Origin of the sequence: Kineococcus arenarius subsp. arenarius (genome assembly GCF_050871845.1) — a bacterium.
In the GTDB taxonomy this organism is placed as follows: Bacteria; Actinomycetota; Actinomycetes; order Actinomycetales; family Kineococcaceae; genus Kineococcus.
Genome location: NZ_JBJLSE010000002.1, coordinates 46,822 through 62,435 on the forward strand (window position 1 = coordinate 46,822; position 15,614 = coordinate 62,435).

14 protein-coding genes are annotated in these 15,614 nt (G+C 74.5%); 4 read left to right on the forward strand and 10 right to left on the reverse strand.

Going from position 1 to position 15,614, the window contains the following annotated elements; all coding sequences use genetic code 11:
• Positions 1 to 23: 23 nt before the first annotated feature.
• The 6 genes from ACRYM0_RS01065 to ACRYM0_RS01090 form a co-directional block, all read right to left on the reverse strand.
• Complete coding sequence (locus ACRYM0_RS01065; protein WP_432501263.1) at positions 24 to 785, reverse strand: SDR family NAD(P)-dependent oxidoreductase; 762 nt, start codon at positions 783 to 785, stop codon at positions 24 to 26.
• A 37-nt stretch (positions 786 to 822) separates the two neighbouring features.
• Complete coding sequence (locus ACRYM0_RS01070; RefSeq protein WP_432501265.1) at positions 823 to 1,908, reverse strand: ABC transporter permease; 1,086 nt, start codon at positions 1,906 to 1,908, stop codon at positions 823 to 825.
• Positions 1,905 to 2,918, reverse strand: coding sequence for an ABC transporter permease (locus ACRYM0_RS01075; RefSeq protein WP_432501267.1), 1,014 nt, complete (start codon positions 2,916 to 2,918; stop codon positions 1,905 to 1,907). The genes ACRYM0_RS01070 and ACRYM0_RS01075 overlap by 4 nt, the downstream gene beginning before the upstream one ends.
• On the reverse strand, positions 2,915 to 4,444 hold the full coding sequence (locus tag ACRYM0_RS01080) for a sugar ABC transporter ATP-binding protein (protein WP_432501269.1): 1,530 nt from the start codon (positions 4,442 to 4,444) through the stop codon (positions 2,915 to 2,917). The genes ACRYM0_RS01075 and ACRYM0_RS01080 overlap by 4 nt, the downstream gene beginning before the upstream one ends.
• Positions 4,445 to 4,458: 14 nt before the next feature.
• Positions 4,459 to 5,487: an autoinducer 2 ABC transporter substrate-binding protein gene (locus ACRYM0_RS01085; protein ID WP_432501271.1), complete on the reverse strand. Its 1,029-nt coding sequence runs from the start codon at positions 5,485 to 5,487 to the stop codon at positions 4,459 to 4,461.
• 174 nt (positions 5,488 to 5,661) lie between these two features.
• On the reverse strand, positions 5,662 to 6,423 hold the full coding sequence (locus ACRYM0_RS01090; RefSeq protein WP_432501274.1) for a DeoR/GlpR family DNA-binding transcription regulator: 762 nt from the start codon (positions 6,421 to 6,423) through the stop codon (positions 5,662 to 5,664).
• 194 nt (positions 6,424 to 6,617) lie between these two features.
• Between ACRYM0_RS01090 and ACRYM0_RS01095 the strand changes: the two genes are divergently transcribed.
• Genes ACRYM0_RS01095 through ACRYM0_RS01110 form a run of 4 tightly spaced genes read left to right on the forward strand, consistent with a single transcriptional unit; the run spans position 6,618 to position 10,635 of the window.
• The gene (locus ACRYM0_RS01095; protein ID WP_432501276.1) at positions 6,618 to 8,165 is read left to right on the forward strand and encodes a rhamnulokinase; all 1,548 of its coding nucleotides are present in this window, start codon (positions 6,618 to 6,620) and stop codon (positions 8,163 to 8,165) included.
• On the forward strand, positions 8,162 to 8,956 hold the full coding sequence (locus ACRYM0_RS01100; protein WP_432501278.1) for a class II aldolase/adducin family protein: 795 nt from the start codon (positions 8,162 to 8,164) through the stop codon (positions 8,954 to 8,956). Before ACRYM0_RS01095 ends, ACRYM0_RS01100 begins: the two co-directional genes overlap by 4 nt.
• Positions 8,957 to 8,989: 33 nt before the next feature.
• Positions 8,990 to 9,850, forward strand: coding sequence for a sugar phosphate isomerase/epimerase family protein (locus ACRYM0_RS01105; protein ID WP_432501280.1), 861 nt, complete (start codon positions 8,990 to 8,992; stop codon positions 9,848 to 9,850).
• Complete coding sequence (locus ACRYM0_RS01110) at positions 9,847 to 10,635, forward strand: SDR family oxidoreductase (RefSeq protein ID WP_432501281.1); 789 nt, start codon at positions 9,847 to 9,849, stop codon at positions 10,633 to 10,635. Before ACRYM0_RS01105 ends, ACRYM0_RS01110 begins: the two co-directional genes overlap by 4 nt.
• A gap of 6 nt (positions 10,636 to 10,641) precedes the next feature.
• On the opposite strand, the gene truB is transcribed toward ACRYM0_RS01110, so the two are convergent.
• The 4 genes from truB to infB all read right to left on the reverse strand — a co-directional run bounded on the left by truB (position 10,642) and on the right by infB (position 15,581).
• Positions 10,642 to 11,499, reverse strand: coding sequence for a tRNA pseudouridine(55) synthase TruB (gene truB, locus ACRYM0_RS01115; RefSeq protein WP_432501283.1), 858 nt, complete (start codon positions 11,497 to 11,499; stop codon positions 10,642 to 10,644).
• Between the two features lie 50 nt (positions 11,500 to 11,549).
• Complete coding sequence (gene rbfA, locus ACRYM0_RS01120; RefSeq protein ID WP_432501285.1) at positions 11,550 to 12,068, reverse strand: 30S ribosome-binding factor RbfA; 519 nt, start codon at positions 12,066 to 12,068, stop codon at positions 11,550 to 11,552.
• Positions 12,069 to 12,090: 22 nt separating this feature from the next.
• Complete coding sequence (locus ACRYM0_RS01125) at positions 12,091 to 12,384, reverse strand: DUF503 domain-containing protein (RefSeq protein WP_432501287.1); 294 nt, start codon at positions 12,382 to 12,384, stop codon at positions 12,091 to 12,093.
• A 107-nt stretch (positions 12,385 to 12,491) separates the two neighbouring features.
• On the reverse strand, positions 12,492 to 15,581 hold the full coding sequence (gene infB / locus ACRYM0_RS01130; protein WP_432501290.1) for a translation initiation factor IF-2: 3,090 nt from the start codon (positions 15,579 to 15,581) through the stop codon (positions 12,492 to 12,494).
• Between the last annotated feature and the right edge of the window lie 33 nt (positions 15,582 to 15,614).

Consider the following 15,614-nt stretch of genomic DNA (forward strand, 5'->3'; position numbering starts at 1 on the left):
TCCGGCCCGGTCGGCCGGTGGGCTCAGTAGACCGTGTACCCGCCGTCGACGACGACGACGGACCCGGTCATGAACGAGGCGGCGTCGGAGGCCACGTAGACGACCGTGGGTGCGATCTCCTCGGGCAGCGCGTAGCGCTGCTGGACGGAGTCCTCGATCCAGCGAGCCCGGAACTCGGGGCGGTCGACGGGCGCCATGTCGGTCTTGACGTAGCCGGGTGCCACGGCGTTGACCCGGATGCCGTGCGGCGCCCACTCGGCGGCCAGCGACTTCGTCAGCTGGTGCACCCCCGCCTTGGAGGCGTTGTACGACGCCTGCCACTGCGGGCGGTTCACGATGATCGACGAGATCGACCCGATGTTCACGATGCTGCCGCCGCCGTGGTCCTTCATGTGCCGGGCCGCGGCCACGGAGGTCTTCCACAGCGAGGTGAGGTTCAGGTCGACGACCGTGCGCCACTCCTCGTCGCTCACCTCGAACGAGGGGCGGTGGATCGCGATGCCGGCGTTGTTCACCAGGACGTCGAGCCCGCCCAGCGCCTCGACGGACCCGGCGACGATCCGCTCGGCGTCGGTGACGACGTCGCCGGTGACGACGTGCACGGTGTGCCCCTCCGAGCGCAGCCGCGCGGCCGACGCCTCGTTCAGGGCGGCGTCGCGCGCGGCGATGACGACGGCGGCGCCCGCCTCCGCCAGGCCGCGGGCGAAGGCCAGGCCCAGCCCCCGGTTCCCACCGGTCACCAGGGCCTTGCGCCCCGTCAGGTCGAAGGCGTCGAGAACCGCCACGTGCTCCTCCTCGGTCGATGGTGGTCGCAGCCGCGGGTCATCCGACGACCCGGTAGCGGCGGTTGGTCCAGCCGTTGAACAGCGCGGCGAGCACCAGCAGCAGACCCAGCGCGAGCAGCTGCAGCCGCGTCCCGGAGTTCCCGGGGAACGTCAGCAGAACGCCCGCGTTGAGCCAGGCCACCAGCACCGCCGCGAGGACGACCCCCGACACCCGGCCGATGCCGCCGGTGATGGCGACCCCCGCCAGGACGGCGATGGTGATGGCGGGCAGCGCCATGCCGTTGCCCGAGGTGCCGGCGTCGGGGCGCGCGGAGGCGAACTGCCCGACGGTGACGACCGCGACGAGGCCGCAGATCGCCCCCGCCCCCGCGTAGGCCCAGAACCGGGTGGCGGCCACGCCGATGCCCGCCCAGGTGGCGGCGACGTCGTTGGTCCCGATGGCGAACAGCCGGCGCCCGTACGGGGAGCGGTCCACGACGTACCAGACGAGCACCACCGTGGGCAGCAGGAACAGCACCACGCCCAGCGGGAACAGCGGCAGCTGGGCCCCGATCAGGGGCAGCTCCACCGACCGGGCCGTGGCGTACAGGTCCTGCACGCGCGGGGAGTTGATGGGCTGCTGGTCGTTGACGACGATGGCGATGGACTTGTACGCGTAGTAGGTCGCCAGGGTCGCGATGAGCGCCGGGAAGCGCAGGTGCGCCACGAGCAGGCCGTTGACGGCGCCGAGGACGGCCCCGCCGAGCACCGCCGCCGGCACCGCCGCCCACAGCGGCCAGCCCCACAGGCCGTAGCAGAACCCGAACCCCATGCCCACGAGGGAGACCATCGCCCCCACGGACAGGTCGATCCCGCCGCGGCCGGAGACGATGACGAGCAGTTCCGCCAGGCCCAGCATCGCGGTCGGCACGACGTTGATGAGGGAACCGGCGAGGTAGTCGGGGTTGTACGGCCCGCTGGTGCGCCCCGCGAGGTCCAGCGCCGTGAACACCGCGACGACGGCCACGACGAGGACCGCGAGCAGCACGACCCGCTGGGTGAGGACCGTGCGCCCCAGGGACGACCACCGCGACGGGGCCGCCGGCGCGGCGGTGCGCGGACCGGACGACGTCGACGTGCTCACGCGGACCTCCGCAGTCGTTGCAGGACCAGGTCGGCGCCGACCGCCACGACGATGAAGACGCCGACGAACAGCTCGGCCAGCTGGGACGGCAGCCCGAGCTGGGTGACCCCGCTGGTGACGGTCTGCACGAGCACCGCCCCGAGGACGGTCCCCAGGACGGTGCCGCGCCCACCCGTGATGGACGTGCCGCCGATGACCACCGCGGCGATGACCGCCAGCTCCTTGCCGGCCCCGACGTTGGGGGCGAGGGTCTGGGTGCCGTTGGCGATGAGGACGCACGCCGCCAGCCCGGCGAGCAGCCCGGTGAGCAGGTAGGCGCTCACGACCCTCCGGCGCACCGGGATGCCGGCCAGCCGGGCGGCGGCGGCGTCGTTGCCCACCGCGTACACGTGGCGGCCGCCGGCGGTGTAGCGCAGGTACCACCAGGCGAGCGCGGCGACCGCGAGGGCCAGCAGGAAGGACACGGGGACGCCCAGCAGGCGGCCCTCCGGGCCGCGGCCCAGCACGGCCAGCGTGGGCGGCAGGCCGTTGACGACCTGCGCGTCGAAGACGCGCAACCCCACCCACAGGAACACGTTCGCGGTGCCGAACGTGATGATGATGGGGTGCACGCGGCCGACGGCGATGAGCAGGCCGTTCACCAGGCCCATGAGCCCGCCGGAACCCAGGGCGATGAGCAGGGCGACCGGCAGCGACACGTCCGCGCCCGTCATGGCCTTGGCCACCAGGACGGCGCTGACGGTGAGCATCCCCGCGACGGAGACGTCGATGCCGCCGGAGACGATGACGAACGTCATCCCCACGCCCACGAGCGCGATCGGGGCGACGTTGGAGAGCAACGGCTGCAGCGAGGCGGCGCTCAGGAACGCCGGCGTCGTCAGCCCCAGCAGCACCCACAGCAGCGCCACCACGCCCAGCAGCACCAGTTCGGCGCCCGAGACCGGGGCGGGCAGCACGCGCAGGCGCTGACGGTCCCGCTGCCCGGCCGGCTGCAGCGTGCCCGCGCTCACGACCGGCTCCCGCGCGCCGGCGCGTCGTCGCCGGCCGCCGCGGCGAGCACGTCCACCTGGGTCGCGTCGCGGCCGAACTCGGCGGTCGTGGCGCCGCCGCGCACGACCACCACCCGGTCCGCCACCCGCAGGGCCTCCGGCAGGTCGGAGGTCACGACGAGGACCGCGGTGCCGTCGCCGGCGACCTCCGCCACGAGCCGGTGGATCTCCTCCTTGGCCCCCACGTCGACCCCTTGCGTCGGTTCCTCCAGGACCAGCAGCTTCGGGCGGCGCACCAGCTGCCGCGCCAGGACGGCCTTCTGGGCGTTCCCGCCCGACATCGCCCCGATGGCCTGCCGCTCGCTGGGCGTCTTGATGGCCAGCCGCTGCACCATCGAGCGCGCGACCTCCCGCTCCCGGCGGCGGTCGAACCACAGGCCCCGCCGGCTGAGCATCCCGATGTGGCCGGCGGAGACGTTGAACGCGATGGACTGGAAGGAGAACATCCCCTCCCGCTTGCGGTCCGCCGGCAGCAGCGCGATGCCCGCCGCCTGCCCCTCCTTCGGCGAGCGGGGCCGCACCGGGCGGCCCTCCAGCAGCACGCGGCCGCTCACGGGCGTCACCATCCCCCACAGCGACGCCGCGATCGCGGCGGCACCGGAACCGACCAGCCCGTAGAGGGCGACGACCTCGCCGGCCCGCACCCGCAGGCGCACGCCGGAGTACCCCGGGCCGGTCAGGTCGTCGAGCTCCAGGACCACCGGCGCCCCCGGGTCGAGCACGGCGTCGCGGCGCAGGTGCTCGTCGATCACCCCGCCGACCATGAGCTCGGCGATGCGCCGCACCGTCAGGTCACCGATCCCCCAGGTGCCCACGGTCTTCCCGTCGCGCATGACGGTCACCTCGTCGGCGATGCGGAACAGCTCGTCGAGGCGGTGGGAGATGTAGACGACCGCGACACCCCGGGCCGTGAGCCTGCGCACGACGCCGAACAGCACCTCGATCTCGGCGTCGGTGAGGATCGCGCTGGGCTCGTCCAGCACGAGGACCGAGGCGTCCTGCGCCAGCGCCTTGGCGATGGAGACCTGCTGCGCCTGCGCGATCGACAGCTCCGCGACGGGCACGGTGGCCAGGTGCCCGGGCAGGCCGATGAGGTCCAGCAGCCGCCCGACCTCCTCGCGCTGGCGCCGCCAGTCGACCACGAGGCCCTTGCGCAGCTCCCGGCCGGTGAAGATGTTCTCCGTCACGGTCAGCTCGTCGAACAGCTGCGGTTCCTGCCAGACGGTGCTGATGCCGAGCGACAGCGCCTCGGAGGTGGAGGACAGCTGCACGCCGCGGCCGTCGAACTCGACGCTGCCGGCGTCGGCCGTCTCCGCGCCGGCGAGGATCTTCACCAGGGTCGACTTGCCGGCCCCGTTCTCCCCGACGAGGGCGTGCACGCGGCCGGCGTGCACGTCGAGGTCGGCGGCACGCAGGGCGTGGACGGCACCGAAGCGCTTGGCCGCCCCGCGGACGCGGATCCGCGGGGCGGCGGGGGCGGAGCTCACGGACGGGTCCCCGATCAGTAGTCGAAGTCGTCGACGTTGTCGGGGGTGATCTCCAGCGCGGGCCCCAGGACGAGCATCTTCTCCGCCTCGACGTACTCGACCGCGCCCAGCTCGTCGCTGACCTCGTTCGTCGCCTGGAACCCCTCACCGAGGGCGAGCTGCCGGCCGGCCCACGCCGTGAGGTAGCCGAAGTTCTCCACGTCCCAGAGGATCGACGCGGAGGACGACCCGTCCTCCAGGTACGGCTTCATCGACTGCGGTGTGCCGACACCCACGGTGAAGACCTCCCCGATCCTCCCGGCGTCGCGGACGGCCTGCGCCACGCCGACGGCCGAGGTGGTGCACTGGCCGATGAGGCCCTTGAGGTTCGGGTTCGCGTTCATGTAGTCCGTCGCCATCTGCGCGTTCGCGGCCTGGTCCTCGCCGGAGAAACCGACCTCGGTGAGCGTCATGCCCGGGTACTCCGCGGCGACGTACTCCTCCTCCGCGGCGATCCAGGAGTTCAGGTTCTCCGCGGTCTCCCCGCACGAGACGATGGCGAACTCCCCCGTCTCGCCCATGGCGGCGGCCAGGGAGTCGACGACCTGCTTGGCGATGCCGTCGGCGGTGGCCTGGTTGACGAACACCTCGCGCACCGAGTTCGGCGCGTCGGTGTCGGACGTCGCCACGTCGATCCCCGCGGCCTGCGCCTCCTGCAGCACGGGAGCCATGGAGTCGGGGTCGTTGGGCGCCACGACGAGGACGTCGACCTGCTGCTGGATGAACGAGCGGACGACGTCGGCCTGCTGCGCGGCGTCGGCGGTGGTCGGGCCCTGGTAGAGCCACTCGATGTCGCCGAACTCCTCCTCGGCGCGCTGGGCACCGGCGTCCATGGCCTCGAAGTACGGAGAACCCTGGAGCTTGGGCACGAACGCGATGCGCACGGGCCCGTCGGAGGCCGCCTCGCCCTCCGCGGCCGTGTCGTTGCGCGACGTGCAGCCGGTCGTGCCGGCGGCGAGAACGAGCGTGGTGGCCGCGGCCGCCAGGAATCGGAGGTTCCTCATCGACTCTCCTCAGGTGGTGGGAGGACGGCCCGCACGAGCACCCGGCGGGACGTCCCCGATCGCGCGCCCCGTGGTCGTCGGTGACCGTCGGCGTTCGCGGTGCGCGGGTCGGCGCTGTGAAGGATGTTAAGTCGGGGGTGCAACCGCGTCAACGATCCGGCCCGGGCGTTCCTCTCAGCGCAGTTCCCCGACCCGGTCGCGGTACTCCTCGAGCCGTTCGTCGGCGGGGTCGAGCTCGGTGACGAGGACGTCCGCCCGTTCCAGGGGCAGCGCCCTGACCCGCGAGCGCGCACCGAGCTTGCCGGAGTCGACGGCCAGCACCACCCGGGCCGACACCGAGGCCATCGCCTCCTTCACGCCCGCCTGCTCCAGGGTGGACTCGCTGGTGCCGCTGATGGGGTGCACGCCCAGCGCGGACAGGAAGCAGACGTCCAGGTGGAACGCCCGCAGCGCGTTCACCGCGAGCGGGCCCACCAGGCTGGAGTTCTCCTCCTCGTGCTCACCACCCGTCAGGTAGCAGCGCACCCCACCGCGCCCGCGCAGGGTGTCGAAGGCCTCCAGGCCGGTGGTGACGACGGACAGCCCCCGCCCGGCGGGGAACACCTCGGCCAGCGCGTGGACGGTCGTCGAGGAGTCCAGGCCCACGGAGAACCCCGGCTCGACGAGTTCGAGGAGCTTGCGGCCGATGCGCCGCTTCGCGGCCGCCTGCCGGTTGCGGCGCTGCGCGAAACCCTCCCCGCCGGCGCTCACGATGCCCCCGCGCACCCTGCGGGCCAGACCCGAGTTCTCCAGGACCTCGAAGTCCCGCCGGATCGTCATGGGGTGCACCTCGAAGAGGCGTGCCGCGTCGGCCAGGAGGACGACGCCCTGGCTGAGCAGGGTTTCGCGCAACCGCGCGCGCCGCGCCTCGGCGTCCGGGGTACCCGCCAGGGACACCTGCGCCTCCTCCCCCGCGGCACCCGCCGCTGCGGCGACGAGGGTAACGCGGCGACCCTTGCCGCCGGTGTGACTCGGCGCTAGCTTTCACAGCACCGAACTCACTCCGGTCGCGGCGCAGCGGGCGGAACCGTCACGAGGACGTGGTGCGCAGTGACAGGTACGCACGCCGGGAAACCCCCGGCCCGGAACGCGTGAACGCCCGCACCGTGGCCGCCGTCGACCTCGGCGCCGAGAGCGGACGGGTGGTCGCGGTGTCCTTCGACGGCCGCCGCCTGCACTGGCGCACCGTCGACCGGTTCGCGCACGCACCCGGGCACCTCGACGGCGCGCTGCGCTGGGACGTGGACCACCTCTTCGACCGGACCGCGCTGGCCCTGGGCGAGCTCGCCGCCGGCACCGACGTCGCCTCCGTCGGGGTCGACGGCTGGGGCGTGGACTACGCGCTGCTGCACGCCGACGGCACGCTGGTGGACCGCCCCACCTGCTACCGCGACCCCCGGCAGCAGCGGGGCCTGGACTCCGCGGTGCGGACGGTCGGCCGGCAGCGGCTGACCGACGCGAGCGGGACCCGGGTGGAGGCCATCAACACGGTGTTCGGCCTGCACGCCGACGCCGTGGAGGGCGACCGCCTCAGCCGCGCCGACCTGCTCCTCATGCTCCCCGACCTCCTGCACCACCGGCTGTCCGGCACGCGCGCGACCGAGCGGACGCTCGCGTCGACGACCGGCGCCTACGACACGGGCGCCCGGCGGTGGGACACCGGCCTGCTCGCCGACCTGGGCGTGCCGGAACGCGTCCTGCCCGAGGTCGTGGACGCGGGCACCGACACCGGTCCCCTGACCGGCGACCTGGCCCGCGCCGGGCTGCGGGACGCGCGGATCGTCGTCCCGGCCGCGCACGACACCGCCAGCGCGGTCGCCGCCACGCCGTCGACCGCCCCCGGCGCGCTGTTCTGCTCCTCGGGCACCTGGTCGCTGATCGGGGCGGAGGTCCTCCCGGGCACCGGGCCGCGGCGCTCCCCCGCCCTCAGCCGCGAGGCCGGCGCCGGGGACCGCCACGGCGACCGGGACCTGCTGCTGCGCAACGTGGCGGGGCTGTGGCTGCTGCAGGAGTGCCGGCGGTGGTGGGCCCGCGAGGGCGTCGTGCTGGACTACCCGGCCCTGGCCTCGCTGGCGGCGGCCGAACCCCCGCTGCGCAGCCTCGTGGACCCCGACGCGGAGGAGTTCGTCGCACCCGGCGACCTGCCCGGGCGGATCCGGGCCTGGTGCGCCGCCCACGGCGAGCCGGTGCCGGAGACGCCCGGCGCCGTCGCCCGCTGCGTCGTGGACTCCCTGGCGCTGACCTACCGCACCGTGGTGGGCGAGGTGGCCGCCGCGACGGGGACCGCGCCCACCGCGGTCCACGTCACCGGCGGGGGCTCGCAGCACCTCGGGCTGGCCCGGGCCACGGCCGCCGCCACCGGGCTGCCCGTGCGCTGCGGGCCCGTCGAGGCCACCGCGCTCGGCAACGCCGGCGTGCAGCTCGTCGCCCTGGGCGAACTGCGGGACCTGACCGACCTGCGCCGCGTCGTCGCCGCCAGCACCGAGGGACGCGTGCTGGAACCCGACGACACCGCTGCCGGCGCGCCCGGCGCCGACGCCTGGGCCGAGGCCGCCGCCCGGCTCGACCGGGCCGTCGCCGCCCGCGAGCCGCGGCGGGTGGACCCGACCGGACGACCCGCCACCACGGAGACGCGATGAGCACCCCGAGCACGGCCACCCGCTGGGACCCCGCCCTGGTCAGCGCGGAACTGCTGTCCCTCACCCACCTCCTCGGCGAGCCGGACCGCGACCTGGTCATCCTCGCCGAGGGCAACACCTCGCAACTGCTGCCCGACGGCCGCGTGGTCGTCAAGACGTCCGGGTCCGGCATGGCCCGCGCCACCGCGGAGGACTTCGCCGTCGTCGACCCCGGGCGGGTGCTGGAGCTGCTGCGCGACCCCGCCGCCACGCAGGAGGACCTCAGCGCCGCCCTCGACGCCGGCGAGCACGCCGGCCGTCGCCGGCGGGCGTCGATCGAGACGCCCGTCCACGTCGCCGCGCGCGCCGTCGAGGCCGTGCAGTTCGTCGGCCACACCCACCCCACCGCCGTGACGGGCCTGCTGGCCGGCCGGCACGCCGCCCGCGCCTGGGAGTCCTTCGCCTACTCCGACGAGGCCGTCGTGCTGGGCCGGCCGCTGTTCGTGCCCTACGCCCAGCCGGGCATCGACCTGGGCCGCAGCTACCTGGCCGCGGTCGTCCGCCACGCCGACCGGTACGGGGAGCTGCCCCGCCTGGTCCTGCTGGGCAACCACGGCATCGTGGTCAACGCACCCACCGCCGAGGCCGTCGACGCCGTCACCCGGATGACCGTCAAGGGGGCCCTGGTGCGGCTGGCCGCCGCGGCCGCCGGCGGGGTGCGGCCGCTGCCCGCCGACTCGCTCGCCGGCTTCTTCGCCCGCTCCGACATCGCCGACCGCAGCCGCGCCCTGCGCGGCGGCACGCACCCCTGAACCCCCGCCGTCCCCACCCCCGGGAGGAAGACCATGAGCACCACCCACGGCGTCCACGCCCTCGTGTGGACGGGAGGCTGGAGCGAGGCCGAGGCGCGCGCTGCGATCTCCGCGACCGCCGAGACCGGCTACGACCTCATCGAGCTCGCCCTCATCGACCCCAGCGGTTTCGACACCGCCTCGACGGCGCGCCTGCTGGGCGAGCACGGGTTGCGGGCCAGCGGGTCCCTGGGCCTGGACGAGTCGACCGACGTCTCCAGCGAGGACCCCGAGGTCGTGGCCCGCGGGCGCGAGCGGCTGGGGCAGGCGCTGCGCGTCGTGCGCGACGTCGGGGGCAGCGTCCTGTGCGGGGTGATCTACTCCAAGCTCGGCAAGTACGCGGGCCCGGTCACCGAGCGGGGCATGGCGAACTCGCAGGAGACGATCGCCTGGCTGGCCGACGAGGCCGCCGCCTCCGGCATCACCCTGGGCATCGAGTTCTGCAACCGGTACGAGACCAACGTCGTCAACACCGTGCAGCAGACCCTCGACTACATCGCCGCCGTCGGCCGCGACAACGTCGTCGTCCACCTGGACACCTACCACGTGAACATCGAGGAGCGGTCGTTCTCCGAGGCGGTCCACACCGCCGCCGCCGCCGGCAAGCTCGGGTACGTGCACATCGGCGAGTCGCACCGGGGGGCGCTGGGCACCGGGACGGTCCCGTGGGCGGAGTTCTTCACGGCCCTGCGCGAGGTGGAGTACGACGGCGTCGTGACGTTCGAGTCGTTCTCCTCCGAGGTCGTGCACCCCACCCTGTCCAACTCCCTGGCGATCTGGCGGAACCTCTGGACCGACAACCGGGCCCTGGCCGGCGACGCGCTGCGGTTCGCCAAGGAGGGGCTGAGCCGGTGAGCGGCCCGGCGCGCGAAGCGGTCCACCCCGACCTGGCCGGCGGCGTCGCCGTCGTCACCGGCGGTGCCCGCGGGCTGGGCCGGTCGATGGCCGCGGCGCTGGCCCGGCAGGGCATGTCCGTGGCGCTGCTCGACCTGCTGGGCACCGTCGAGGAGGAGGGCGCGCGCCTGCACGCGGAGACCGGGGTCGCGGCGTTCGGGGCGGTCACCGACGTGACCGACCCCGACTCGCTCGAGGCGGCCTTCCAGCGGGTGGAGGCCGAGCTGGGCACCCCCCGCGTCCTGGTGAACGCCGCGGGCGTCGCCGTGTGGGCCCACGCGCTGGAGCAGCCCGTGGAGCAGTGGCGCCGGGTCCTCGACGTGAACCTGACGGGGACGTTCCTGGCCTGCCAGGCGTTCGGCCGCCGCGCCGTGCCGGCCGGCCGGGGAGCGGTCGTCAACGTGGCCTCGATGTCCGCGACGATCGTCAACGTGCCGCAGCACCAGGCCGCGTACAACGCCTCCAAGGCGGGGGTCGCGCACCTCACGGCGTCGCTGGCCGTGGAGTGGGCGGCGACGGGCGTGCGGGTGAACGCCGTGTCGCCGGGCTACTTCCTCTCGGACATGACGCGGCAGTTCACCGAGGCGAACCCGGACCTGCGCCGGCGGTGGGAGGAGCTGACCCCGCTGGGGCGCATGGGCGAGCCGGAGGACCTCGACGGGCTGGTCGCGTTCCTCGCGTCGCACTCCTCCGGCTACATCACCGGGCAGTCCATCGCCGTCGACGGCGGCTACACGCTGGTGTGAGCCCCGTCAGCCCGCGGGGGTCAGCACCAGCAGCGGTTTGGCCCCGCGGGCGGTGTCGCCGAGCACCGCCACCAGCGTGCCGTCCGGCGCGAAGGCGGCGACCGGGCCGTCGTGGCCGGAGGGCGCCGTGAAGCCGCCGTGCGCGACCTTCCCCGCCTCGCCGTCGTCGAGGTCGCGCACGGGGAACAACCGCCGGGCCACCTCCGCCAGCGGTGTGACGGCCGGAGCCGCCTCCACCTCGGCCAGCGCACGCGCCTCGGCGAGGGTGAAGGGCCCGGAGCGGGTGCGGCGCAGCGCCGTGAGGTGACCGCCGACGCCGAGCGCGGCGCCGAGGTCGCGGGCCAGCGCCCGGACGTAGGTGCCGCTGGAGACCTCGACCTCCACGTCGAGGTCCACGAACGGCCCGTCCGCACGCCGGGCGTGCACCTCGAAGCGGGACACGGTCACGGGCCGCGCGGGCAGCTCCACGGCCTCGCCCTCGCGCACCCGGGCGTAGGAGCGCTTGCCGTCGACCTTGATGGCGCTGACGGAGCTGGGGACCTGCCGCAGGTCCCCGGTCAGGGCCGCCACCGCCGCGGCGAGCGCGTCCGCGCCCAGGCCGGTGGCGTCCGAGGGCTCACCCAGCGGTTCGCCCTCCGCGTCGTCCGTGGTCGTCGCCAGGCCCAGCCGCACGGTGGCGGTGTACGCCTTGTCGTGGGCCACCAGGTGCGTGAGGAACTTCGTGCCCCGGTTGGCGCCCAGCACCAGGACCCCCGTCGCGGCGGGGTCCAGGGTGCCGGCGTGCCCGACGCGGCGGGTTCCCAGCAGTCGCCGGCAGCGGCCCACCACGTCGTGGCTGGTCCAGCCCGCCGGCTTGTCGACCACGAGGATCCCGTCGCCCACCTGCGGGCGCCCGGCGCCCGCAGCCGCAGCGCTCAGGGCAGCGGGCGGTCGCCGGGGGCGCCGCCGTCCTCGTCGTCCTCGTCGAGGTCGTCGTCCTCGTCGAGGTCGTCGTCCTCGTCGTCGAAGTCGTCCACCACCGGCTTCTTGTACGGGTCGGCCTCACCGGCCGGCTGCGCCGTGGCGGCCAGGGCCGCCACGCGGGCGTCCTGCTCGGCCGCGGCGCGCAGCAGCTCCTCGATCTGGGTGGCCGTCTCGGGGACCTCGTCGCTGGCGAACGTCAGCGTCGGGGTCAGGCGCACGCCGGTGCGCTTGCCGACCTCCGCGCGCAGCACGCCCTTGGCGCTCTCGAGGGCCACGGCCGTGCCGGCGCGCTCCTCGTCGCTGCCGAGCACCGTGTAGTACAGCGTCGCGTGCTGCAGGTCGTTGGTGACCCGGGCGTCGGTGATGGTGACGAACCCCAGTCGGGGGTCCTTCACGCGCTTCTCGAGCGCCTCGGCCACGACGACCTTGATGCGGTCGGCGAGCTTGCGGGCGCGAGTGGGGTCCGCCACGGGACTTCCCTCCTGGAGGTGCTCAGTCGTCCGACGACAGGAACTGCCGCCGGGTGGAGAGGATCTGGAACTCGGGGTGCGCCGCGACCAGCCGCTCGCAGCGGTCCAGCACGTCGGTGCACCGGGCGGCGTCGGGGGCGACGACCGCCACGGCCACCTCGGCGCGCCGGTGCAGGTCGAGGGAGCCGGTCTCGGCGGCGGCCACGTCGAAGGAGCGGCGCAGCTCGGCGACCAGCGGCCGCACGATGCTGCGCTTGCCCTTGAGCGAGTGCACGTCGCCGAGGAGGAGGTCGAACGTCAGGGTGCCTGTGAACACGTGGGGGGGTGCGGCCTCCCCCGCGCGGCTCGCCCGCCCCGCCCGCAGGGGCGGACGGGAACGGCCGGGGCGGGAGGGAGGTCCCGCCCCGGCCGTCGATCACCGCGTCAGGAGCGCGGCTTCTCCTGCATCTCGAACGTCTCGATGACGTCGTCGACCTGGATGTCGTTGTACGACCCGAGGCCGATACCGCACTCGAAGCCCTCGCGGACCTCGGTCGCGTCGTCCTTGAACCGTCGCAGCGACTCGATGGTCAGGTTGTCCCCGTGCACGACACCGTTGCGCAGCACGCGCGCCTTGGTGTTGCGGCGGATGAGCCCCGACCGGACGAGGCAGCCGGCGATGTTGCCGAACTTCGAGGAGCGGAAGACCTCGCGGACCTCCGCCGTCCCGAGCTGGACCTCCTCGAACTCCGGCTTGAGCAGGCCGCGCAGCGCGTTCTCGACGTCCTCGATCGCCTGGTAGATGACCGAGTAGTAGCGGATGTCGACACCCTCGCGGTCCGCGTACTCCTTGGTCTGCTGCTCCGGGCGGACGCTGAAGCCGAGGATGATCGCGTTCGAGGCGACGGCGAGGTTCACGTTGTTCTTCGTGATGGCCCCGACACCGCGGTCGATGACGCGCAGCTCGACCTCGTCACCGACGTCGATCTTCAGCAGGGCGTCCTCGAGTGCCTCGACCGAGCCCGCACCGTCACCCTTGAGGATGAGGTTGAGGGTCTCGACCTTGCCCTGCTGCAACGCCTTGGTGAAGTCCTCCAGCGTGATGCGCTTGCGCGCCTTCGCCAGAGCCGCGTTGCGCTCGGCCGCCTCGCGCTTCTCCGCGATCTGCCGGGCGGTGCGGTCGTCGGGCGCCACGAGGAACGTGTCGCCCGCACCCGGCACCGACGTCAGGCCCAGCACCTGCACCGGACGCGACGGGGTCGCCTCCGACAGCGAGGTGCCGTGCTCGTCGAGCATGGCGCGCACGCGGCCGTACCCGGTGCCGGCGACGATCGCGTCACCGACGTGCAGGGTGCCGGACTGGACCAGCACCGTAGCGACGGGACCGCGCCCCTTGTCGAGGCTCGCCTCGATCGCCACACCGCGAGCGTCCTTGTCGGGGTTCGCCCGCAGGTCCAGCGAAGCGTCGGCGGTGAGCAGGACGGCCTCGAGGAGGTCGTCCAGGCCCGTGCCCTGCTTCGCGGAGACGTCGACGAACATCGTGTCGCCGCCGTACTCCTCGGCCACCAGGTTGTACTCGGTGAGCTGCTGACGGACCTTCGCCGAGTTCGCGCCCTCCTTGTCGACCTTGTTGACCGCCACGACGATCGGCACGTCCGCCGCCTGGGCGTGGTTCAGCGCCTCGATCGTCTGGGGCATCACGCCGTCGTCGGCCGCGACCACGAGGATGGCGATGTCGGTCACCTTGGCACCACGGGCACGCATGGCCGTGAAGGCCTCGTGACCCGGGGTGTCGATGAAGGTGATCGGCCGCTCGACGCCCTCGTGCTCCTTGACGACCTGGTAGGCGCCGATGGCCTGGGTGATCCCCCCGGCCTCCTTCGCCACCACGTCGGTGGAGCGGATGGCGTCCAGCAGCTTCGTCTTGCCGTGGTCGACGTGACCCATGACGGTGACGACCGGCGGACGCGACTCGAGCTCCTCGTCGCCCTCGGCCTCCAGCTCGGCGTCCAGGTCGATGGAGAACCCGGCGAGCAGCTCGCGCTCCTCGTCCTCCGGGGAGACGACCTCGATGACGTAGCCGAGCTCGGCACCCAGCAGCTGGAAGGTGTCCTCGTTCAGCGACTGCGTGGCGGTGGCCATCTCACCGAGGTGGAACAGCACCGTGACCAGCGACGCGGGGTTCGCGTCGATGCGGTCGGCGAACTCGGTCAGCGAGGCGCCGCGGCGGATGCGGACGACCGTCGAGCCGTCCCCGCGCGGGACCTGCACACCCCCCACCGAGGGGGCCTGCATCGCCTCGTACTCCTGGCGCTTGGCGCGCTTGGACTTGCGGCCCTTGACCGGACGGCCACCGGCGCGACCGAACGCACCCTGCGTACCGCCGCGGCCACCGCGCCCGGGACCCCCCGGACGACCCTGGAAACCGCCACCGGTGCCACCGGGGCCGCCACCGGGACGACCGCCGAAGCCACCGCGACCGCCACCGGGGCCACCGCGTCCGGGAGCACCCGGACGACCGGCGGGAGCACCCGGACGGCCGACCGTCGGGCGCGCCGGCATCATGCCGGGGTTCGGGCGGGGTCCACCCGGACGAGGACCACCGGGGCCGGCAGCACCCGGACGGGGACCACCGGGGCCGGCAGCACCCGGGCGGGGGCCGCCCTGCGGGCGCGGCATGCCCTGGCTGTTCGCGAACGGGTTGTTGCCCGGGCGCGCACCGCCCTGCGGGCGCGGCATGCCCTGGCTGTTCGCGAAGGGGTTGTTGCCCGGGCGCGGAGCACCCGGACGGGCACCGCCGGCGGCACCGGGACGGCCCGCACCCGGAGTCGGGCGCTCGCCGCGGTCCGGGCGCTCGCCGCGCTCGGGACGGTCGCCGCGCGGGCGGTCACCACCGGGCCCCGGGCGCTCGGCGCGCTCGGGCGGTCCGGGACGACGCGCCCCCGGGCCGGCGGGAGCACCGGGACGGGCGCCGGGGGTGGCGGGTCCACCCGGACGCGCTCCCGGCCTGGTGCCGGCACCGGGGCCACCGGCGGCCGGAGGCGTGGACGGACGCGGACCGCCGGGCACCGGACGGGTCGCACCGGGCACGGCCGGCCGCTGCTGCGGCGAGGCGGGAGCCGACGGTGCGGGTGCCTGGAAGGCGGGGGACGCCGGCGCGGCCGGGGCCGGGTTCGCCGGCGCCGGGGCGGACGGCACCGCAGCGGGTGCAGGCGGCGCACCGTCGCCGGCCGCCGGAGCGGCGGGGGCGGGCGGTGCGGCGGGGGCGGGCGGAGCCGCGGGGGCGGCCGGGCGCACGGGGCCCGGACGGGCGCCCTGCGGCAGGCGCGGACCCGGCTTCGCCGCCGGGGTGGGACGTGCGCCACCGGAGGCGCCGTCCGCGGGGAACTTGTCCTTCAGCCGGCGGATGACCGGCGGCTCGACGGTCGAGCTCGCCGACCGGACGAACTCGCCCATCTCCTTCAGCGTCGCCAGGACGACCTTGCTCTCGACTCCGAACTCCTTGGCGAGTTCGTAGACCCGGACCTTTGCCACATCTCTCCTGTCTGGTCCGGGCCACCACTACCG